General features: G+C 67.3%; 19 protein-coding genes. 10 read left to right on the forward strand and 9 right to left on the reverse strand.

What is annotated here, in order from left to right; all coding sequences use genetic code 11:
• Positions 1–42: 42 nt before the first annotated feature.
• Positions 43–954 (reverse strand): tRNA glutamyl-Q(34) synthetase GluQRS, encoded by a 912-nt coding sequence (gene gluQRS / locus CRO39_RS01060; protein WP_097120022.1) that lies wholly within the window; start codon positions 952–954, stop codon positions 43–45.
• Positions 955–1,067: 113 nt separating this feature from the next.
• Here gluQRS and htpX point away from each other — a divergent pair, with 113 nt between their 5' ends.
• Positions 1,068–1,949, forward strand: a complete 882-nt coding sequence (gene htpX, locus CRO39_RS01065; protein ID WP_097120023.1) for a protease HtpX — start codon at positions 1,068–1,070, stop codon at positions 1,947–1,949.
• A 483-nt stretch (positions 1,950–2,432) separates the two neighbouring features.
• Here htpX and CRO39_RS01070 read toward each other — a convergent pair whose 3' ends face one another.
• Positions 2,433–4,508 (reverse strand): GGDEF/EAL domain-containing response regulator, encoded by a 2,076-nt coding sequence (locus CRO39_RS01070; protein ID WP_097120024.1) that lies wholly within the window; start codon positions 4,506–4,508, stop codon positions 2,433–2,435.
• Between the two features lie 117 nt (positions 4,509–4,625).
• Positions 4,626–5,654: an EF-P beta-lysylation protein EpmB gene (epmB, locus tag CRO39_RS01075; RefSeq protein WP_097120025.1), complete on the reverse strand. Its 1,029-nt coding sequence runs from the start codon at positions 5,652–5,654 to the stop codon at positions 4,626–4,628.
• Between the two features lie 99 nt (positions 5,655–5,753).
• Between epmB and efp the strand changes: the two genes are divergently transcribed.
• From efp to folE2, 7 genes are all read left to right on the forward strand, one after another.
• The gene (efp, locus tag CRO39_RS01080; RefSeq protein WP_097120026.1) at positions 5,754–6,320 is read left to right on the forward strand and encodes an elongation factor P; all 567 of its coding nucleotides are present in this window, start codon (positions 5,754–5,756) and stop codon (positions 6,318–6,320) included.
• 364 nt (positions 6,321–6,684) lie between these two features.
• Entirely contained in the window at positions 6,685–8,028 is a 1,344-nt protein-coding gene (locus CRO39_RS01085) for a TRZ/ATZ family hydrolase (protein ID WP_097120027.1), read from the forward strand.
• Positions 8,029–8,050: 22 nt separating this feature from the next.
• Positions 8,051–8,830, forward strand: a complete 780-nt coding sequence (locus CRO39_RS01090; RefSeq protein WP_202926291.1) for an alpha/beta fold hydrolase — start codon at positions 8,051–8,053, stop codon at positions 8,828–8,830.
• Positions 8,831–8,855: 25 nt separating this feature from the next.
• Positions 8,856–9,593, forward strand: coding sequence for a bifunctional 2-polyprenyl-6-hydroxyphenol methylase/3-demethylubiquinol 3-O-methyltransferase UbiG (ubiG, locus tag CRO39_RS01095; RefSeq protein ID WP_097120028.1), 738 nt, complete (start codon positions 8,856–8,858; stop codon positions 9,591–9,593).
• A gap of 4 nt (positions 9,594–9,597) precedes the next feature.
• Positions 9,598–10,308 carry a phosphoglycolate phosphatase gene (locus tag CRO39_RS01100; RefSeq protein ID WP_097120029.1) on the forward strand — a complete coding sequence of 237 codons (711 nt, stop codon included), beginning with the start codon at positions 9,598–9,600 and terminating at the stop codon, positions 10,306–10,308.
• A gap of 104 nt (positions 10,309–10,412) precedes the next feature.
• Positions 10,413–11,129 (forward strand): phytoene/squalene synthase family protein, encoded by a 717-nt coding sequence (locus CRO39_RS01105; protein ID WP_097120030.1) that lies wholly within the window; start codon positions 10,413–10,415, stop codon positions 11,127–11,129.
• A gap of 330 nt (positions 11,130–11,459) precedes the next feature.
• Entirely contained in the window at positions 11,460–12,389 is a 930-nt protein-coding gene (folE2, locus tag CRO39_RS01110) for a GTP cyclohydrolase FolE2 (protein ID WP_097120031.1), read from the forward strand.
• A 599-nt stretch (positions 12,390–12,988) separates the two neighbouring features.
• Here folE2 and CRO39_RS01115 read toward each other — a convergent pair.
• From CRO39_RS01115 to yidD, 3 genes are read right to left on the reverse strand one after another with little or no spacing between them, the layout of a single operon-like run.
• The gene (locus CRO39_RS01115) at positions 12,989–13,852 is read right to left on the reverse strand and encodes a M23 family metallopeptidase (RefSeq protein WP_484564695.1); all 864 of its coding nucleotides are present in this window, start codon (positions 13,850–13,852) and stop codon (positions 12,989–12,991) included.
• On the reverse strand, positions 13,840–15,186 hold the full coding sequence (locus CRO39_RS01120; protein WP_097120032.1) for a dihydroorotase: 1,347 nt from the start codon (positions 15,184–15,186) through the stop codon (positions 13,840–13,842). The genes CRO39_RS01115 and CRO39_RS01120 overlap by 13 nt, the downstream gene beginning before the upstream one ends.
• The gene (gene yidD, locus CRO39_RS01125) at positions 15,186–15,446 is read right to left on the reverse strand and encodes a membrane protein insertion efficiency factor YidD (protein ID WP_097120033.1); all 261 of its coding nucleotides are present in this window, start codon (positions 15,444–15,446) and stop codon (positions 15,186–15,188) included. Before yidD ends, CRO39_RS01120 begins: the two co-directional genes overlap by 1 nt.
• A gap of 96 nt (positions 15,447–15,542) precedes the next feature.
• On the opposite strand from yidD, the gene dksA reads away from it, so the two are divergent.
• Positions 15,543–16,652, forward strand: coding sequence for an RNA polymerase-binding protein DksA (dksA, locus tag CRO39_RS01130; RefSeq protein ID WP_097120738.1), 1,110 nt, complete (start codon positions 15,543–15,545; stop codon positions 16,650–16,652).
• A 481-nt stretch (positions 16,653–17,133) separates the two neighbouring features.
• On the opposite strand, the gene CRO39_RS01135 is transcribed toward dksA, so the two are convergent.
• The 3 genes from CRO39_RS01135 to cysS all read right to left on the reverse strand — a co-directional run bounded on the left by CRO39_RS01135 (position 17,134) and on the right by cysS (position 20,340).
• Positions 17,134–18,372 (reverse strand): MFS transporter, encoded by a 1,239-nt coding sequence (locus tag CRO39_RS01135; RefSeq protein ID WP_097120034.1) that lies wholly within the window; start codon positions 18,370–18,372, stop codon positions 17,134–17,136.
• Entirely contained in the window at positions 18,365–18,805 is a 441-nt protein-coding gene (locus CRO39_RS01140) for a SufE family protein (protein ID WP_097120035.1), read from the reverse strand. The genes CRO39_RS01135 and CRO39_RS01140 overlap by 8 nt, the downstream gene beginning before the upstream one ends.
• Positions 18,806–18,963: 158 nt before the next feature.
• A complete protein-coding gene (gene cysS / locus CRO39_RS01145; protein ID WP_097120036.1) occupies positions 18,964–20,340 on the reverse strand; it encodes a cysteine--tRNA ligase in 1,377 nt (458 codons plus the stop codon).
• 150 nt (positions 20,341–20,490) lie between these two features.
• Between cysS and CRO39_RS01150 the strand changes: the two genes are divergently transcribed.
• Positions 20,491–20,982, forward strand: a complete 492-nt coding sequence (locus tag CRO39_RS01150) for a hypothetical protein (protein ID WP_097120037.1) — start codon at positions 20,491–20,493, stop codon at positions 20,980–20,982.
• Positions 20,983–21,019 lie beyond the last annotated feature (37 nt).

The following is a 21,019-nucleotide window of genomic DNA, read 5'->3' on the forward strand; positions in this document are numbered from 1 at the left end:
GAATTCTCCGGATAACCGCCGGAACTGACGGTCCGACCGATTCTAGACAGCGTTCGCGCCAGCTTCGTTGTGCGGTGCAGCGAAATCGATCGAAGCGCGTTTGGGCAGCCGTTGCGGATCGAAATCGCGCACCGCGCGGGCCAGCAGGGCCTCGACACTGCGCGCATCGGCCAGGGCGGCTGCGTCCTGCCCAAGCAGGCGCCAGGCGGCGCGCAGTGCCGGCAGCGGATCGGCCGCATCCACCGGCAGTGCCGCCAGCGATTTGGACAGCTTGCGGCCGTCCTGGCCGGTGACCACCGGCAGGTGCAAGTAGCGCGGAATGGGCAATCCCAATGCGCGCTGCAGCAGGATCTGGCGCGGGGTGGAATCGAGCAGGTCGGCGCCGCGCACGACATCGGTGATGCCCTGCGCGGCATCGTCGACCACCACCGCCAGCTGGTAGGCCCAGTAGCCGTCGGCGCGCCTGAGCACGAAGTCGCCGACCTCGGCATACACGTCCTGCCGGTAATGGCCCTGCAGGCCATCGTCGAAACCGACCACGGCCCCCTGCGGCACCCGCAATCGCACCGCCGGGTCCGGGCGCAGCGAACCGCTCACGCAACCATGGTGGATGCCGTCGTTGGCCGCCAGGTCGCTGCGGCTGCAATGGCAGGCGAAGGCCTGGCCGTCGGCGAGCAACTGCTCCAGCGCGCGCCGGTACAGCGCCGAACGCCGGCTCTGCCACTGCACCGGACCGTCCGGCTGCAAACCGAAGGCCGCCAGCGTGTCCAGTTGCTGCTGCGCGGCGCCGGCGACTTCGCGCGGCGGATCCAGGTCTTCGACCCGCAGCAACCACTGCCCGCCGGCATGGCGGGCCAGCAGCCAACTGCCCAGCGCCGCCAGCAGCGAACCCAGGTGCAACGGCCCGGTCGGGGAGGGCGCAAAGCGCCCGCGGTAGACGGACGAATCCGGCAGCGATGCGGTGGCGGCGATAGCTGAATGTCCGGTCAGGAATCGGCTTGAATTCTATCCGCCGCGGCCGCAGAACAACGACACTTCTTTCCATGGCCAGCCTTCGGAGGCTCCCTGTGTTCACCCGCGTCGCGTTGTTCCTCGCCACCAACTTTGCCGTGCTGATCCTGGCCGGCATCGTGATGCGCGTACTCGGCGTCCACCCGCAACAGATGAGCGGCCTGCTGGTGATGGCGGCCATCTTCGGCTTCGGCGGTTCGCTGATCTCGCTGCTGAGTTCCAAGTGGATGGCCAAGCGGGCCACCGGCGCCCATGTCATTGCGCAGCCGCGCAACGAGGCCGAGCAGTGGCTGTTGCTGACGGTGCAACGGCAGGCGCAGGCGGCCGGCATCGGCATGCCGGAAGTGGCCATCTACGATGCGCCGGAAATCAACGCCTTCGCCACCGGCGCCAACCGCAACAATGCGCTGGTGGCCGTGTCCACAGGCCTGCTGCGCGGCATGAACCGCGACGAGGCCGAAGCGGTGCTCGCCCACGAGGTCAGCCACGTCGCCAACGGCGACATGGTGACGATGGCGCTGCTGCAGGGCGTGTTGAACACCTTCGTCATCGTGCTGGCGCGGGTGGTCGGCGGCGTCATCGACAGCTATCTGTCCGGCAATCGCGAAAGTCGCGGCCCGGGCATCGCCTATTTCTTCATCGTGATGGCGCTGGAGGTGGTGTTCGGCCTGTTCGCGACGATGATCGCCATGTGGTTCTCGCGCCGCCGCGAGTTCCGCGCCGATGCCGGCGGCGCCAGCCTGGCCGGCCGCCACAAGATGATTGCGGCGCTGGAACGCTTGGGCGCGCAGCAGCGCCCAAGCACGCTGCCGGCGCAGGTGGAGGCATTCGGCATCGCCGGCGGCATCGGCCAGGGCCTGAAGAAGCTGTTCCTCAGCCATCCGCCGCTGGAGCAGCGCATCGCGGCATTGCGGCAGGCGCAGGCGACGATGGTGTGAGGGGTCGTCCCGGTGTTTTGATTGGCAAAGCCCGCCTATTGGCGGGCTTTTGTTAAGCGGTGTGTCGTTGAGGACTTTGTCCGCTTTGCTGTTGAAGAGCGTTTCGCGCCTGTAGGCGCGAGTTACTTGACCAGCCATTCGGCTGTTGAAAAGCGCTTCTTTGCTTGTGCAAAGAAAGATAACCAAAGAAAGCACACCCCAGGCGGCGCGCCCTTCGGGTGCGTGAGCGGGACAGGACACGGACCCGCCGCGCAAAGCGCGGTGGGCGCGCCGTAGGGTGGCCTTTCTTTTGGTTACTTTTCTTTGGCCACGCAAAGAAAAGTGACTCGCACCGACAGGTGCGAAAGCCTTTGCGTTGCTTGGTCTATGAAAGCAAGGATATTGGATCCTGCCCTCGCGGGAATGACGAGCAAAAGCCGCGCATTCAAGCCTTCTCTAGAGGATATAGAGGAAACTTAGATCGAAAGCGGAGCAAGCTCCGCTTTACGAGAAATCGTAGTTCATCAGCGGCCCTGGCGTGGCCAGGAAGTTGCCTTCCACGTAATCCACCGCCGCGGTGAACAGGAAACTCATTGTTGCCGCGTCCTGCACATGCTCGGCGATGGTGATGATGCCCAGCGCCTGCGCGCGTTCGGCAATCTCGCGGATCTTCTGCTGGTGTTCCGGGACCTTCTGCATCTCCTCGGTGAACACGCGATCGATCTTGAGGAAGGTCGGCTCGAAGTGGGACAGCAGCTGGAAGGAGTCCAGGCCCGCGCCGAACTGCTCCAACCCCACCTTGCAACCCAGCTTTGACGCGCCGGCCTGGAATGCCTGCGCCTGGCGTAGGTGGGTGAACACCTTGGCTTCCGGCGTTTCCAGCCACAGGCTGTCGCCGGGTACGTCGTGCGCCGCCAACTGCTTGGCGATCAGTTGCAGCAGTTGGGCGTCGGCAAACGATGCCGGGCTGACCTTGACGATCAGGCGGGTCGGCTGGCCCTTGTTCTTGCGTTCGGCCAGCACCTCGATGGCGCGGTTGACCACCCAGCGGTCGATGGCGCCCAGCAGGTTGTGTTCCTCGGCGATACCGATGAACGACTGCGGCGTGACCAGCTCGCCGCCCGAATCCAGCCGCAGCAGCGCTTCGTAGACTTCGCCGGTTTCGCCCTGAAGGCTGACCACCGGCTGGTAGTGCAGCAGGAAATTGCCGTTGGTCAGGGCCTTCTGCAGGCGATCGATCCAGTTCTGGATGCGTTCTTCCTCGGCGCGGTCGACCGCGCCGGGGTCGAAAATCTCGAAGCGGTTGCCGCCCAGGCTGGTGGCGGCCTGCAGACTGTCGGTGGCGCGGGTCAGCACCTGGCCGACGCTGGCGATCTTCTCGCCGATCTGCACGCCGCCGATGCTGCAGGTGACCGAGACCGAACGCTCGCCGACATTGACCACATGCGAAGCGAAGGCCGCGCGCAGTTTTTCGGCCAGGCTGCTGGTGTCCTTGTGATCGCCGCGCAACAGCACCGCGAACGTGCGCTCGCCGAAGCGCGCGGAGATCGTGCCGGCGGGCAGTTTTTCGGTCAGGCGCGCAGCCAGCGCGGCGGCAAAATCGTCGGCCGAGTCCAGGCCGATGTCCTGCAGCAGGCGCTGGTAGTGGTCCGGTTCCACCAGCAGCAGCGCGAACTGGCTTTCGCCGCGCGCCACCTGGCTGACCGAATCCTCGAGTTCGCGCAGGAAGGTCGGGCGGTTGAGCAGGCCGGTGACCAGATCGCGCTGGCGCAGGTCCTCGACTTCGCGGGCCAGCTCCGGATCGAATTCCTCGCGGCGGCGGAACACCACCTGTACGCAGGGTTCGCCTTCATAGGTGGCGGTGGCGAATTCCAGCGTGGCCGGAAACTGGTCGCCGTCCAGGCTGCGCGCTTCCAGTTCGAACCGCGGCGGCGGCGCTTCGCCCTTGCCCAGCTGCTTCAACAGCGCCTTGAAATCGTTGACGTACTGCGGGGCCACCAGGTCCAGCAGCGACAGGCCCTCGATTTCGTCGAAGGACTCGTAGCCGAACATCTCCAGGTAGGCCTCGTTGGCGCGGATGTGCATGCCCTCGTGGATGTAGGCGATGGGGTCGCGCGAGGAGGCGATCAGCGCGTCGCAGCGGCGTTCGGTCTCGCGCAGTTGGCCTTCCAGCCGGCGCAAGGCGCGGCGCGCATCCAGATCCGACCATTCGGTCCGTACTACGTTGAGCAGGTGATCGTTGTGGCCGCGCAGCGCGATGGCGCGGGCGCCGCTGGCCAGATCGCCGATCAGATCGGCTTCGTTGATCGTCTCGGACATCACGATGATCGGGATGTCCTTGCCGCTGGCGTCGACCTGCGCCAGCACCGTCGACAGCGGGATGGTCCGTGCCGAGCGGGCAGCCAGCACCAGATCCATTGGCTGGGTCTTCACCGCCTGGGCCAGTTCATCGGCATCCAGGGGCCGCAGCGGCCGGACCGCGATGCCACCGTTGCGGAGCGCGCTGACAACGGCTTCGGCGTCTTCGCCGCTGTCGTCGATGATGGTCAAGCGCAAGGTGGTGTCTTTGCCGATCTGCATGCAACGGTTCCGCCGGGGGAGCGCGTTTAATACACGAAAGGGGCCGGAGGCGTCCAATGCCGGCGTCCCAAAAGCCGGCAAGCCGCGCCCGGTGGCGCTGCAAAGGCTTTCCGGGCCTTACAGCGGCCGTTTGCCGGTGTCCCCGGGAATTTCCCGCACCAGCCGCGGTACCAGGTAGCCGGACAGGCGGGCGGCCAGGGCGGCATGCAACTGGCGGGCGCGGCCGTCGTCGACTTCGTAGTGGGCCACGCCGGCCACCCGATCCAGCTGGTGCAGGTAGTAGGGCAGCACGCCGGCGGCGAAACTGCGCTCGCTCAGCGCAGCCAGCGCCTCGACGCTGTCGTTGACTCCGCGCAGCAGCACCGCCTGGTTGAGCAATTGCACGCCGCTGCCGCGCAGGCGCGCCAGCGCGCCGTCGACCGGGGCGTCGAACTCGTTGGCATGGTTGGCGTGGATGACGAAGGCGACCGGCCAGGGCAGGGCGGCCAGCCAGGCCTGCAATGCGTCGTCGACGCGCTCGGGCAGCACCACCGGCAGCCGGCTGTGGATGCGCAGCCGCTTCAGGTGGGGGATGCCGGCCAGCGCATCGGTCAGCTCGGCCAGCTTGGGCGTGGCCAGCGACAGCGGGTCGCCGCCGGACAGCAGCACTTCGTCGATGCCCGGGTCGCTGCGGATGGCTTCCACCGCTTCGCGCCAGCCGTCGCGGGCGGCGGTCTCCTCGGCGTACGGGAAGTGCCGGCGGAAGCAGTAGCGGCAATGCACCGCGCAGCTGCCGGTGGCCACCAGCAGCGCGCGCGCCCGGTACTTCTGGATGACGCCGGTGGCGGTCTTGGCGGCGCCGTCGCCGACCGCGTCCAGGCCAAAACCTGGCACGGGCCGCATCTCCTCGTTCACCGGCAGCACCTGCCGCAGCAACGGGTCGTCAGGGTCGCCGGGGCGCATCCGCGCCACGAATCCGCGCGGCACCCGCAGCGGGAATTGCGCGGCCGCGGCCTCGGACAGGCGCTGGGCCTGCGCCTGCAGGCCCAGCATGGCCAGCAGTTCGCGCGGATCGCGCACGGCATCGCGCCAGAGCTGCTGCCAGCGGGGCGGCTGCAGCGTTGCGGTGGCTGCGGGCTGTATGGGGATATGCGCTGCGGTTATCATATCGGTCTGAAAACAAGCGCCCGCCGGTCCCGGCAGGTTTCCCATTCTATCCGGCCGGCCGCTTCCGCGGCGGTTTTGCCTTATCCGAGGAGCTGCACCATGGCCAGTTACGGCATGAACGACGTCAAGAACGGGATGAAGATCCTGGTCAACAACGAGCCCTGCATCATCACCGACACCGAGTACGTCAAGCCGGGCAAGGGCCAGGCCTTCACCCGCGTGAAGTACCGTTTCATCAAGTCCGGCCGCGTGGTCGAAATGACGATGAAGGCCACCGACGATGTGGAAGCCGCCGACGTGGTCGACACCGACATGCAGTACCTGTATTCGGACGGCGAGTACTGGCATTTCATGCAGCAGGAAACCTTCGAGCAGGTGCAGGCCGACAAGGCCGGCATGGGCGGCGCCGAAAAGTGGCTCAAGGGTGAGGAAGACTGCGTGGTGACGCTGTGGAACGGCACCCCGATTGCGGTGCAGCCGCCGAACTTCGTCGAACTGAAAATCGTCGAAACCGACCCGGGCGTGCGCGGCGACACCTCCGGCGGCGGCGGCAAGCCGGCCACGCTGGAAACCGGCGCGGTGGTGCGGGTGCCGCTGTTTGTGGGCCAGGACGAAATCATCAAGGTCGACACCCGCTCCGGCGAATACGTCAGCCGCGTCAAGTGAAGCAATGGCCCGTGCGCGCAGCGCACGGCTTTGCCATTGCTTCACCCCGGCGCAAGCCGGGGTCCAGCGCCTTGAAGCTTTTGCTTTTGCCGGACCGAGGTAGGTTAATGAGGCGCGCAGCGCACGGCTTTGCCATTGCTTCACCCCGGCGCAAGCCGGGGTCCAGCGCTTTGGAGCTTTTGCTTTTGCCGGACCGAGGTAGGTTAATGAGGCGCGCAGCGCACGGCTTTGCCATTGCTTCACCCCGGCGCAGGCCGGGGTCCAGCGCCTTGGAGCTTTTGCTTTTGCCGGGCCAAGGCAAACAGCGAGTCACCGGATCCCCGCCTGCGCGGGGACGACGAACCCCATTCCAAGACGGCAGCGCATGTCCGAATCCTTTGCTCCCCCAGAAACCTGCGACCTGCTGATAGAAGCCGGCTTCGTCATCCCGGTGCAGCCGGCCGGCGCGGTGCTGGAAAACCACGCGGTGGCGGTGCGTGGCGGCGAAATCGTAGCCATCCTGCCCACGGCCGAGGCTCGCGCGCGCTTTGCGCCGGCGCAGACCGTATCGCGCCCGGAGGCGGCGCTGATCCCCGGCCTGGTCAACGCGCATACGCACAATCCGATGACGCTGCTGCGCGGCATCGCCGACGACCTGCCGCTGATGGTCTGGTTGCAGCAGCATATCTGGCCGGTCGAGGCCGCGGTGATCGGGCCGGAATTCGTCGCCGACGGCATGGCGCTGGCGATTGCCGAGATGCTGCGCGGTGGCACCACCTGCGCCAACGAGAATTATTTCTTCCCCGATGTGCAGGCCGCGGTCTACAAGCGCCACGGTTTCCGGGCGCGCGTCGGCTTGCCGGTGATCGATTTCCCGACCGCCTGGGCCAGCAGTTCGGACGAGTACTTCGACAAGGCCGGCGAGGTCCATGATCAATGGCGCGGCGATGCGCTGATCGGCACCGCGTTCGTGCCGCATGCGCCCTACACCGTCAACGACGCCAATTTCGAACGCATCCGCATGCTGTCCGACCAACTGGACATACCGGTGCATCTGCACACCCATGAGACGGCGCAGGAAATCACCGACTCGCTGAAGCAGCACGGGCAGCGCCCGCTGGCGCGTCTGGACCGGCTGGGGCTGGTCAACGACCGCCTGATCGCCATTCATATGACCCAGCTGACCGAGGCCGAGATACAGCTGTGCGCCGAACGCGGCGTATCGGTGGTGCACTGCCCGGAATCCAACCTGAAACTGGCGTCGGGTTTCTGCCCGGCCGGCGCGTTGCAGCGGGCCGGGGTCAACCTGGCCATCGGCACCGACGGCTGCGCCAGCAACAACGACCTGGACATGTTCAGCGAAGTCCGCACCGCCGCGCAGCTGGCCAAGGCGGTGGCCAACGACGCCACCGCGCTGGATGCGGCCAGCGCCCTGCATGCGGCCACGTTGGGCGGGGCGAAGGCGTTGGGTTTCGGCGACCGCATCGGTTCGATCGAGGTCGGCAAGCAGGCGGATCTGGCCTGCGTGGATCTGTCCGCGCTGGAAACCCAGCCGCTGCACCATGTGATCTCGCAGCTGATCTACGCCACCGGCCGCCACCAGGTCACCGATGTATGGATCGCCGGCCGGCCCAGGCTGATCCAGCGCGAGCTGGTCGATATCGACACCGTCGCGCTGGTCGCCAATGCGCGGCAATGGCACCAGCGCATCCGCAACCTCCATTCCTGATGCAGCGCTGCGCGGTGCCGGCATGAGCGAGATGACCCAGCCCGTTCCCATTGTGCTGATCCATGGCCTGATCGGCGATCTGCGGATCGTCGCCGACAGCGATGCTTTTGGCGGGGCGCCGGTGCTGGCGCCCAACCTGCTGGGTTACGGCAGCAACCGGGGGGTACCGGCAACGGCCATCACGCTGCCGGCGCAAGTGGAATGGCTGGAGTCAGCGATTGCGGCCCGTTTTGGCGAACGTCCGGTGCATCTGGTCGGCCATTCCGTCGGCGGTGCGGTCGCAATGCTGTTCGCGCACCGTCATCCGCAGCGGGTCGCCGCACTGGTCAGCATCGAGGGTAATTTCACCCTGGCCGACGCATTCTGGTCGGCGTCGCTGGCTGCGATGCCACCGTCTGAAGCCGAGCGCTTGCTCGAATCGATGCGCGCGCAACCGGCGGCCTGGATAGCGCAAGCGGTACAGGAACCGCCTGCGTGGGCGACGGCGCTGGCGGCGGACTGGCTGGCCTTGCAGCCGGCCTCGACGTTGCAGGCGATGGCGCGTTCGGTGGTCGATGAGACCGGTGCGCCGTCCTATCTGGACCGCGTTCGCGAGGTCTTTGCCAGGCATCCGGTACATCTGATCGCGGGCGAGCGATCACGCAGCGGTTGGGACGTTCCCGAATGGGCCTGGCGGCAGGCTGCCAGCACGACGATCGTCGCCCAGGCCGGCCATCTGCCGATGGTCGACGACCGCCAGGGATTCCCGCTACGGCTGGCGCGCTTGCTGGGTATGGCCGCGCCGGAGCCGGTTCATCACTGACGCCAACGACATGAGAATCGACGATATGAATGAACAGGCATCGCCGTCGGCGGCCAATTTCGATCAGGCCGAGCTGGACAAGTTCGGCGCGCTGGCCAACCGTTGGTGGGACCCCGACGGCCCGCAGAAGCCGCTGCATGCGCTCAACCCGGTGCGGCTGGACTATGTGCGCCAGCGCGTGACGTTGCAGGGCGCGCAGGTGCTGGACGTGGGCTGCGGCGGCGGCCTGCTCAGCGAAGCGCTGGCGCGCGAGGGCGCGCAGGTCAGCGCCATCGATCTGGCGCCGGAGCTGATCAAGGTGGCCCGCCTGCATCGGCTGGAGTCCGGTGTGCAGGTCGACTACCAGCTCAAGCCGGTGGAAGAACTGGCGGCCGAGCGGCCGGGCAGCTTCGATGCGATCGCCTGCATGGAGATGCTGGAGCATGTGCCCGATCCCGGTTCGATCATCGACGCCTGCGCCACGCTGCTGAAGCCGGGCGGGCGGCTGTTCCTGTCCACCCTCAACCGTACGCCGGCCGCCTTTGCGCTGGCCATTGTCGGTGCCGAATACGTGGCGCGGCTGCTGCCCAGGGGCACCCATCATTACCAGGAGTTCATCAAGCCGGCCGAACTGGCCGCCTGGCTGCGCGCGGCCGGCCTGCAACTGGAAGATGTCAGCGGCCTGGTCTACGAACCCTGGCGCAACCGGGCGCGCATCAGCCGGCGCACCGACGTCAACTACCTGGCCTGTGCCGTGAAGCCGGGAGCTGCCGGTGACAGGTAACCGGTTGCAGGCGCAGGCAAGGGCGGGGCAGGGCGGTTTTCCGCGTGCGGCGTTGTTCGATCTGGATGGCACCCTGCTGGACAGCGCGCTGGACATGCTGGCCACCGCCAACCGTCTGCGCGGCGACCGCGGCATCGCGCCGATGGCGCTGGCCGAATTGCGTCCGCATGTGTCCAAGGGCGCGCGGGCGATGCTGGCGGCGGCCTTCCCGCAGATCGCGCAGGCCGGGCGCGAAGCGATGGTGGCCGAATTCCTGGCCGTCTATCAGCAGGAACTGGGCCGTCACAGCCGCTTGTTCGACGGTGTCGAAACGATGCTGTCGGCGCTGGAACGGCATGGTGCGGTCTGGGGCATCGTCACCAACAAGCCGGAATACCTGGCCCGCCAGATTCTGCCGCAGCTGGGTTGGGAGAGCCGTTGCGCGGTGTTGATCGGCGGGGATACGCTGGCCGAGAAAAAACCGCACCCGCTACCGTTGCAGGTCGCCGCCGAGCGCATCGGTATCGCCATCGACGGGTGCGTCTACGTGGGCGATGACGAGCGCGACATCGTCGCCGCGCGCGCCGCCGGCATGCCGTCCATCGCCGCCTTGTGGGGGTACCGCCTGGATGGCGAACAGCCGCAAAGCTGGCAGCCCGATGCCATGTGCGAACTGCCGCAAGACCTCGCCGAACCGGCCGCATGGCCCACGCCGCCGGTTCCTCGAACCCTGTAGGAGCGCCGGCCCCGGCGCGAGCTCTTCGGCGACCGATGGGCACGTAGAGCAAGAGCCCGCGCCGGGGACGGCGCTTCCACGAGACTGCCCTTTCAAGAACCCGAATGTCCGATTCCACCGCTCTCGACAGTTTCCTGGACAAATGGCGCGCGCGCTGGCCGGAATGGCAGGTGGCCGAAACCTTCGTGCCGGCGCCGCGGCGCCGGCTTGCGGTGGCCTGGTTCGCGTTGCTGCAGGAGTTCGAAGACGCGATGAACATCGCCGGCGACCCGCTGCCCGCCGACGCCAAGCTGGGCTGGTGGGGCGAGGAACTGCGCGACTGGTCGCGCCAGCGTTCGCGGCACCCGCTGGGACGGGTATTGGAACCGTGTCCGGCGCCCTGGGAGGCGCTGGCAGGAGCGTTGCCGGCGTTGGCTGCCGCACGGGCGCCGGTGGACGATATCGGGGAGGCTTTCAGCCGTTTGCGCGATTACGCCCAGGCCGTGGCGGCGGTGGAAGCCAGCCTGTTCGACGCCGCAACCGCCGGGCAAGCGGCAAATGCGATCGCAGCACAGACGCTGGCGGCTCGGCTGGCCGAGGCGGGGCCGGCGGCGCTGGCCGGCAGCGGCAATGCGGGCGATGACGGCGACAGGGGCATGCTCCAGGTGGGTGAGGCCTTGCTGAAGCAGTGGCCGTTGCCGCGGCAGGCGCCTCGCGAACGGCGGATCTGGGCGGCGCTGGCCCGGCAGCGCCTGCAGCGCCGTGTTGGCGCGGGGCAGCCGGTGGCGGCGGCAGCCCCGCTGCGGCTGCTGCTGACCGCCTGGTGGGCGGCGCGGGGCTAGAGCGTGTTATGGCCTTTGGGGTGAGTGCGACAGCGGCCTTCCCGAAGAGCCTGCCCCGTACTTGATACGGGGGTTGCGCGCCAGCGCCGCCGCAGCCGCGTTGCCCGGCTTGCCTTGGGCACCACCCAAGGATCGCGCCGGACGCCTTGCTGCAACGGCGCTGGCGCGCAACGCATCTCATCCCAAAGGGCATAACACGCTCTGGGACCGCCGTCCCCATCCATGCCGTCTATCGCAGCGATAGCGCCGGCGCCGGCACGTAACAGACTGTTTCATCAAGGGGTTCGGCGCAGCGGGTACAATGGCCGCCGTCACTCCCCCGGCACCGCCATGTCCTCCCCGCCTTCAGCGCCCCGCGCCGATCTCCCCGATGTCGCCGACCACAGCGTACCGTTCGCGCGGCCGCTGGACTGGGTGGGCATGGACAACATCGCGCTGCCGATCCGGATTTCCGATGGCGTAGGCGGCCAGTTGCAGGTCGCGGCGAGCATCGATTTGTCGGTCAACCTGGTCAATCCGGACGCGCGCGGCATCCATATGTCGCGGCTGTACCTGCAATTGCAGGATGGATTGGCCCGCGAGGCGATTACTCCGGCCGGGTTGCGCCATCTGCTGCAGGACGGCATCGCTTCGCAGAACGGGCTGGCCTCGCAGGCGCGGCTGACGCTGCGCTACGAGGCCTTGCTGCAGCGACGCGCGCTGGAAAGCGACTATGCGGGCTGGAAGCGCTATCCGGTGGGAATCGAAGCCACGCTGAGCGACGGCCATCTGCACCTGGCGTTGTCGTTCGCGGTGGAATATTCCAGCACCTGCCCGGCTTCGGCGGCGCTGTCGCGCCAGGCCAATGCCGAGCGTTTCGCCGATGATTTCGCCGCGGCGACGGATCTGTCGGTGGAAGGCGTTCACGACTGGCTGGCGTCCGAGCGCGGCCTGGCTGCGACTCCGCACGCGCAGCGTAGCCGTGCGCAGATCCGGGTGGAACTGCGCCCGCAGTTCGACGAACTGCCGCTGGTGCCGTTGATCGACGCGGTTGAAGCAGTCCTGGCCACGCCGGTGCAGACCGCCGTCAAGCGCGTCGACGAACAGGCCTTCGCCCGTCTGAACGCCGAGAACCTGATGTTCTGCGAAGACGCCGCACGCCGGGTCGCCTCGGTATTGTCCAGCGACGCCCGCATCGCGCGGTACCAGGCCACCGTAGCCCACTACGAGAGCCTGCACCCGCACGACGCGGTGGCCCGCGTCAGCGGCAGCAATCCCTGACGCTGCGAACCCATCCTGTGTAGCTGCGTAGGAGCGACGTGAGTCGCGATGGGTTACCGGTAGAGCTTCATCGCGACTGACGTCGCTCCCACAAGATGGAAAGCTCGCGTCGGGGACGCCGCTCCCAGGAAGCTGTTTTCCGCGTTCGAGCACCGCGCCCCCCATAGCGCCTCAACGCGGACGATGACGAATGCGCCGCAGCAGGGTCCGGCTGTGCGCCTGAATCGCCCAGGATGACTCGTTTGTGAGGAAAGTTACCCTGTGGGAGCGACGTGGGTCGCGATGGGTGACCGGTAGAGCTTCATCGCGACTGACGTCGCTCCTACAAGGTGGAAGGCTCGCGTCGGGGACGCCGCTCCCAGGAAGCTGTTTTCCGCGTTCGAGCACCGCGCTCCCATAGCGCCTCAACGCGGACGATGACGAATGCGCCGCAGCAGGGTCCGGCTGTGCGCCTGAATCGCCCAGGATGACTCGTTTGTGAGGAAAGTTACCCTGTGGGAGCGACGTGGGTCGCGATGGGTGACCGGTAGAGCTTCATCGCGACTGACGTCGCTCCTACAAGGTGGAAGGCTCGCGTCGGGGACGCCGCTCCCAGGAAGCTACTTCCCGCGTTCGAGTACCAGCAGCGGATCGATACGCACATCGAACCAGTTCATCCCCCAATGCAGATGCGGCCCGGTCGCGCGCCCGGTGGCGCCGACCGCGCCGATGACCTGACCCGGTTCCACCCGGTCGCCGACTTTCACATCGATGCGCGACAGGTGCAGAAAGTTGGAACTGACGCCGTGGCCGTGATCCAGCAGCAGGGTGCCGCCGGTCAGGTACAGGTCGGGTGACGCGAAGCTCACCACGCCGCCGGCCGGCGCTTTCACTGGCGTGCCATTGGGCGCGGCGATGTCCATCCCCGAATGCCCGGCGCCGGGCTGGCCGTTGTAGACGCGGGCATTGCCGAAGCGGCCGCTGATGCGGCCCTGCACCGGCCACTGGAAGGGCATCGCGAAATCGGCGCGGTCGTCGTCGCGCACGCGGGCGGCGGTGACCAGCGCCTGTTCGCGCTTGATGCGCTCGGCGATCGCCGGCGGCGGATTGACGGTCTTCGGCGGTACGCCGCTGACATGTTCCACCGGCCAGTCGCGCGCGCTGACCGAAATGCGTACCGGCTCGCTGCGCCCGGACGGGGTGAGCACCGTCAACGCCAGCGGGCCTTTTTCGTCGCGGCCCACGCCGAAAGCCACCGTGCCGTAGCCGGTGCTGCGCAGCACGCGCTCGCGGTACCGCACGATGCTGCCGGGCGGCACCTTGCCCAAGACCAGCGCGCCTTGCGGTACGGTGGCGGGGAAGACCACGCGTTCGTCCGCGATCAGCGCCGGCATGGGGGCCGGCGCTTGCGCGGCCAGCGGCGGCGACCAGCCGGCGGCCATGGCCGCCAGCACCGCCACGATGCCCAGCTTCAACGCGCGAATTCCAGCCGCTGGCCGACAGGCGTGCCGACCAGGTGCTCGCCATTCCAGACCATGCGGCCGTTGACCCAGGTGGCGCCGATGCGCGAGCGGAACATGGTGCCCTCGAACGGCGACCAGCCGCACTTGGACAGCACATCCTCGCGCTTGACCGTGAATTCCTCGTCGTCGATCAGCACCAGATCGGCCCAATAGCCTTCGCGCAGGAAACCGCGCTCCTTGACATCGAACAGCTGCGCCGGTGCGTGGGCGAATTTCTGCACGATCTGGGTGGCCTTCAGTTTCTTCTCGTGCACCAGCTCCAGCGCCGCCACCAGCGCGTACTGCACCAGCGGCAATCCCGAAGGCGCCTGCGCATAGGGCTTTTCCTTTTCCTCCAGCGTATGCGGGGCGTGGTCGGTGGCCAGCACGTCGATCACGTCGGTGGCCAGCGCCTTGATCAGCGCTTCGCGGTCGCCGGCGTCCTTGATGGCCGGATTGCACTTGATGAAGTTGCCCAGCCGCGCGTAGTCGCCGCGGTCGAAGCGCAGGAAATGCACGCAGGTTTCGGCGGTGATGCGCTTGCGCGCGCCATCGCTGTGGATCAGCGGGCCGGGCGCGAACAGCGCCAGTTCGTCGGCGGTGGAGATGTGCAGCACATGCAGGCGGGTGCCGTGCTTGCGCGCCAGCGACAGCGCCAGCCGGGTCGACTTGATGCAGGCCTCGCGGCTGCGGATGTCGGGGTGGTGTTCTGCGCCGAGGGCATCGCCGTACCTGGCCTGGAACGCGGCCAGGTTGGCGTCGATGGTCGGGGTGTCTTCGCAGTGGGTGATGATGGGCGTGGGCGCTTCGCGGAAGATCGCGTCCAGCGTGTCCGGATTGTCGACCAGCATGTTGCCGGTGGAGGCGCCCATGAACACCTTGATGCCCGGCGCGGTCTTCGGGTCCAGGGTGCGGACGTCGGCCAGATTGTCGTTGCTGGCGCCCAGGTAGAAGCCGTAGTTGCCCCAGGCCCGGCCCTTGGCGCGCTGGTACTTGTCGGCCAGCGCTTCGGCGTTCAGCGTCGGCGGGCTGGTATTGGGCATGTCCATGAAGCTGGTCAGTCCGCCGGCGACCGCGGCGGCCGATTCGGTGGCGATATCGCCCTTGTGCGGCATGCCCGGTTCGCGGAAGTGGACCTGGTCGTCGATCATGCCGGGCAGCAGCCAGCGGCCGCCGGCTTCGATGATCTTGTCCTCGGGGCGCGCTGCCACGCTGGCGCCGATATGGGTGATGCGACCGTTCTCGAAGCGCAGGTCGCCTTCGGACTCGCGGCCTTCATTGACCAGACGGGCGTTGACTATCACGGTTCCGGGCATCAGCGGGCTCCTGTGGGCGGAGGGGGAGAGGAGGGGTGGGAGGGCTTTTCGGGGACCGGGTCATGCCCGCCCGGGTGCAGCGGGTGGCAGCGGCCGATACGGCGCAGCGCCAGCCAGCTGCCTTTGATCGGGCCGAACCGGCCGATGGCCTCCATCGCGTATTCCGAGCAACTGGGCACGAAACGGCAGCGCGGACCCAGCAGCGGGCTGATCAGGAGCTTGTAGAGCCGCAGAACGGCAATGAGTGCGCGGCCAATCATGTAGGGATGATAACCGCGTTGGCTTGCCGCTGCCGGCAGGGTAGGCTATAAAGTCGCGCTTTCCCGGTGATCGGGAAGAACAAGGAAGCGCTGTTCGTGGCTGCAAAAAAACCTGCCAAGAAGGCCGCCAAGGCCGCCAAGAAACCCGCCAAGACCGTTGCCAAGAAGCCTGTCGTGACGAAGAAGGCTGTCGCCAAGAAACCGGCCGCAAAGCCGGCCAAACCGGCGCCGAAGAAGGCTGCGGCCAAACCCCTCGCCAAGAAGCCCGCGGCGAAGAAGGCGGCTGTCGCCAAGAATGCTGCCGCCAAGAAGCCGGTGGCCCCAAAGGCAGTGGCGAAGAAGGCCGTGGCCAGCAAGCCCAGCCCCAAGACGGCTGCTGCCAAGGCCGCGGCCCCCAAACCGGCAGCCAAGCCTGGCAAGGCGGCACCGGTCAAGAAGACCGCGCCCCACGTTGCACCCAAAACCGTACCGAAGCCGGCGAGCAAGCCGGCTCCGGCCAAATCTGCCCCCCCCAAGGCAGCTGGCCGTGTCGAAGCGCCTGCGACCAAGGTAGCTGTAACTCCGGCATCTGCGCCCGCTGCCAAGGCCCCGTCCCCTGCGAAGCCTGTGACTGCCCCCAAAACAACGACCAAGACAACCAAATCCGTGCCCGCTCCGCAACCTGCCGTGACCGCCAAGCCCACAACGCCGCGTCCTGTCGGTAAAGTGGCTGTTGCCGTCGCCGCCAAACCGGCCGCGCCGGTGGTGCGCAGCAAGGTGAAAGTGGTGCCGTACAAGACCGACGAATCGACCGGACGTCCCATCATTCCGCAGGGCTACAAGCCTTCGGCCGATGAGGAATACATGAGCACGCTGCAGCTGGAGTACTTCCGACAGCGGCTGCTGCAGTGGCGCGCGGATCTGGTCGAGGAATCCAAGCAGACAATCGAAAACCTGAAGGACGAAGTGCGCGATATCGGCGATGAGGCCGAGCGCGCCACCCGCGAAACCGAGAATTCGCTGGAACTGCGCACCCGCGACCGTTACCGCAAGCTCATCGGCAAGATCGACAGCACGCTCAAGCGCCTGGATGCCGGCGACTACGGTTATTGCGTCGATACCGGCGAGGAAATCGGCCTGGAACGGCTGGAAGCCCGCCTGACCGCCGAGCGCACCATCGATGCGCAGGAGCGCTGGGAGCACCTGCAGAAGCAGCAGGGCGACTGAGCCAGCGCTTGTCCCAGAGACTGAAAGCCCCGCTTGATGCGGGGCTTTTTATTGGTTCTTCTCCCAAGTGAGGGGACGCGTTACGGGGTCGCTTGTGCGGGCTCCGGACGGTCGCCGTATCCTGGCGACCGGGAGCCGCTTTTCCCTCGGTCAGGGCATCCTGCCCTGACTCGGGCGCGCGCCATCCCTGGCGCGCTCTGCGCGGCCCCCAGCCGCCAGGATATGGCTCTGCCTGACTTGCCATCGCTGCTTCGGCGACGGACAGAAGCGACAAAAATGAATCGCCGATGCGGCGTCCCGACCGGAGCATGCGGATAGCAGGCCAGGATGGCCTGCGGCGGCGAGTCAGCCATGGATGGCTGACCGAGCCGGGGAGCATGTTCCGGTCGGGGCGACGCCTGCTTTCGAAGCCCGCGCACAGGCCGTCTGTCTGGATCGCCACCTTCCCCCACATAGGGGAAGAACCTTTTTATTTGCACCGCTAATGCAGGTCCTTCAGATCCAGCCGCCGCAACTTGGGTGCCTTCAAGGCGGTCACGCCGACCACCGCGAACGTCACGAAGCCGCCCAACACCACTGCCGGCACCAGCCCGAGCAGCCGCGCCATGCTGCCGCAATAGAACGCGCCCAGTTCGTTGGACGAGCCGATGAAGATGCCGTTGATCGACGACACCCGCCCGCGCATCTGATCGGGCGTGGCCAGTTGCAGGATGGTCGAACGGGTCACCACCGACACTCCGTCGCACATGCCCGACATCAGCAGCAGCAATGCCGACAGCCAGAAATGCGTCGACAGGCCGAAGCCGATGATGCAGAGGCCGAAGCCGGCCACCGCCAGCAACAGCACGCGGCCGGCGTGCCGCCCCGGCGGGTGCCGGGCCAGCCACAGCCCCATCGCCACCGCACCCAGGGCCGGCGCGCCGCGCAGGATGCCCAGGCCTTCCGGGCCGTAGTGCAGGATTTCCTGGATGAAGGCCGGCAGCAGCGCCACCGCGCCGCCGAACAGCACCGCGAACATGTCCAGCGCCAGCGCGGCCAATATGATCTGGTTGCCGAACACGAAACGCAGCCCTTCGCCGATACTGTTGAGCACCGGCGCGCGTTCGCCGCCGGCGACCGGTTCGGCGACTCTCAGCAGCAACAGCACGCTGCCGGCGATCAGCGCCAGCGCCGCGGCTGTCGCATACGCGGCGGTCTTGCCGGCCCAGCCGACCAGCACGCCGCCCAGCGCCGGGCCGGCGACCATGGCGGTCTGGAAGGCGACGCTGCCGATGCCGGCGCCGCGGGCGAATTGCTCGCGCTGCAGCACGCGCGCGAACAGCGCATAGAAGATCGGACCCAGGAACGCGCGCGCCACGCCGGTCACGGCGATGGCCGCGTAGATCATCCAGACGCTGCCATCGCCCAGCCAGCCGGCGGAAATCGCGGTCAGCAGCAGGCCGGTGACGCTGAGGCAGGCGCAGGCCGCCAGTCCCAGCTTGCGCCGCGGCAGATGGTCGACGGCGTAGCCGGCGAACAGGGCGCAGCAGAAGTACGGAATCACTTCGGCCAGTCCGATCAGGCCCAGCGACAGCGGATTGCGGGTCAGTTCGTAGACGTGCCAGCCCACCGTGACTGCGGTGATCTGGTAGGACAGGATGGACAGGACGCGATAGGCCAGCAACGTCGGGAACTGGGTCCCGAGCAGCGGCGCAGCCGCAGGCGGCACAGGCTCAGCCACGCTGGTTTTGCGCGGTATCCCGGATAAAGCCCAGCAGCGCCGCCAGGCCGTTGCTGCGGGTCGGCGAAAGGTGCTTGGCCAGACCGATGTCGGCGATGTAGTCCGGGTCGGTGGCCAGGATTTCCGCGGCCGGACGGCCGGAATACACCCGCAGCGCCAGGTAGATCAGCCCCGAGACGATGGCCGAGTCGCTGATGGCGCGGAAGTCCAGTCGCTGTGCATCGCCCTGCGGCACGATCCAGACCATCGACTGGCAGCCCAGCAGGCGGTGCTGTTCGGTTTTCCATTCGTCGGGGAAGGCGGGCAGCTTGCGCCCCAGATCGATCAGGTACTGGTAGCGCTCGGACCAGTCGCCGAAGAACGCGAACTCTTCCTTGATGGCCTGCTGGGCCTCGGCGGCGGTGGATTCTAGGGGGAAGATCGTTTCGGTCACGGTGTGCTCTTGGCGCGCTCTTGTTTAGGCTCCCTCCGCTGCGAAGGCAGGGAGGGTTGGGGAGGGGGTGGGGGCTCCACGTGGTCCGACGGCCTGCCTCCCAACTGTCCGGCCGTCAGCTACGCCTCTCCAAACCCTTGCATGGCAAGGGAGAGGGCTCAGGCCCGTTTCCACCTTACGCCCTGCGGCGTGTCTTCCAGCAGAATGCCCTCGCTGGCCAACTGGTCGCGGATGGCGTCGGAACGGGCAAAGTCGCGGTTCTTCTTGGCGATGGCGCGTTCGTCGATCAAGGCCTGGATGCGCGCGTCGTCGTTGCCGGAAGCGCCGCGCGCGAACCAGTCGGCCGGATCCTGCTGCAGCAGGCCCAGCGCCAGGCCCGCTCCGAGCAGCTCGGATTTCAGGCGCCGTTTGTCTTCATCGCTGGAAGCCTTGCGCGCTTCGCCGGCGATCCGTGCCACTTCGGCCAGCGCCTGCGGCGTATTGAGATCGTCGTCCAGCGCATCCTCGACCGCCTGCGGGATGACGGCTTCGGCCGGCACGTCCGCCAGATCGCGCAGCGTGCCGTACAGCCGCTCCAGCGTGCGCACCGACTGCTCGACCAGCGCATCGGACCAGTCCAGCGGCTGCCGGTAGTGCGCCGACAGCAGCGCCAGCCGCAGCGCCTCCGGCGGATGTTGCTGCAGCAGGTCGTGCACGCGCTGGATATTGCCCACCGACTTGGCCATCTTGGCGCCGCCGAAATTCAGCATGCCGTTGTGCAGCCAGAAGCGGGCGAAGGTCTTGCCGCCGTGCGCGCATTCGCTCTGCGCGATCTCGTTTTCGTGGTGCGGGAACTGCAGGTCCACGCCGCCGGCATGGATATCGATGGTCTCGCCGAAATGGGCGCTGATCATCGCCGAGCATTCGATATGCCAACCGGGGCGGCCGCGTCCCCACGGCGAGTCCCAGCCGGGCAGATCCCCGGTGGACGGCTTCCACAGCACGAAATCGCCCGGATTGCGCTTGTAGGGGGCCACTTCCACCCGCGCGCCGGCCAGCATCTCCTCCGGGTCGCGGCGCGAGAGCTTGCCGTAGTCCTTGAAGGTCTCCACCGCGAACAGCGCGTGGCCCTCGGCGGCGTAGGCGTGGCCGGATGCGATCAGCCGCTCGATCATCGCGATGATCTGCGGGATATGCGCGGTGGCGGCCGGTTCCAGGTCCGGGGAGAACTCGCCGGTCACGCCCAGTCCGGCCATGTCGGCGCGGTAGGCTTCGGCATAGCGGTCGGTGATGGCGGCGATGGCCACGCCCAGTTCCTGCGCGGCGGCGTTGATCTTGTCGTCCACGTCGGTGATGTTGCGGGCGTAGCGCAGGTTGCCGTAGCGGCGGCGCAGCAGCGCGGCCAACACGCCGAACACCACCGGCCCGCGCGCATTGCCGATATGGACGTAGTTGTAGACGGTGGGCCCGCAGACGTACATGGTGGGGCAGGCGGGGTCGAGCGGCGCGAACGGCTCGACCCGGCGCGTCAGGTTGTTGTGCAGGCGCAGGGTCATCAGGCAACGGACTGAGGGGAGCCCGGCAATTCTACAGGCTGCTGTTGCCTGCGGCAGCGGCGCATCCGGCGCAAATTGGTCTGCTGTGTTCAGCCCCACTCAAGGCGCGCTGCCTACACTAGCGGCGAGGGATCCAGGCTTCCGGACTCAATGCACCTACCCAGATTCGCACATCTGCCACTGTTGTTCGCTGCTTTGGCCGCGGCGCCGGCCGTTGCCCAGGAAACGGTGTTGCAGACGGAGAATGTCCGCCTGGACTACGCGCAGGTGCTGAATGTGGAGCCGGTCTACCAGACCCTGCGCGCCAGCCGCACGGAGCAGCAGTGCGAGGAAGTGCCGCAGCCCAAACCGGAGCCCAAGAAGGAAGACGGCGTCTGGTCGCGGATGGTCAATTCGGTCAAGAACGTCTTTTCCCGCGACGACGAGGAAGAGGAAACGGCCGCGCTGCCGGAGCCGATTCGCCTCAATTGCCGGGTGGTGCCGGTCGAGCGCGAGTTCCGCCGCCCGATCGCCTACGACGTGGATTACGTCTACAAGGGCATCAAATACCGTTCGCGGCTGGCCGAGGACCCGGGCAACCGGCTGCGGATCCGGGTTTCGGTAACCCCCTATGTGGCCGGGCAACCGCCCGGTTCCCCTTGAATCCCGCCTGAGCCTTGCGTTGCGTCGCAGCACATGC

The sequence above is a fragment of the Pseudoxanthomonas wuyuanensis genome (assembly GCF_900215535.1).
In the GTDB taxonomy this organism is placed as follows: Bacteria; Pseudomonadota; Gammaproteobacteria; order Xanthomonadales; family Xanthomonadaceae; genus Pseudoxanthomonas_A; species Pseudoxanthomonas_A wuyuanensis.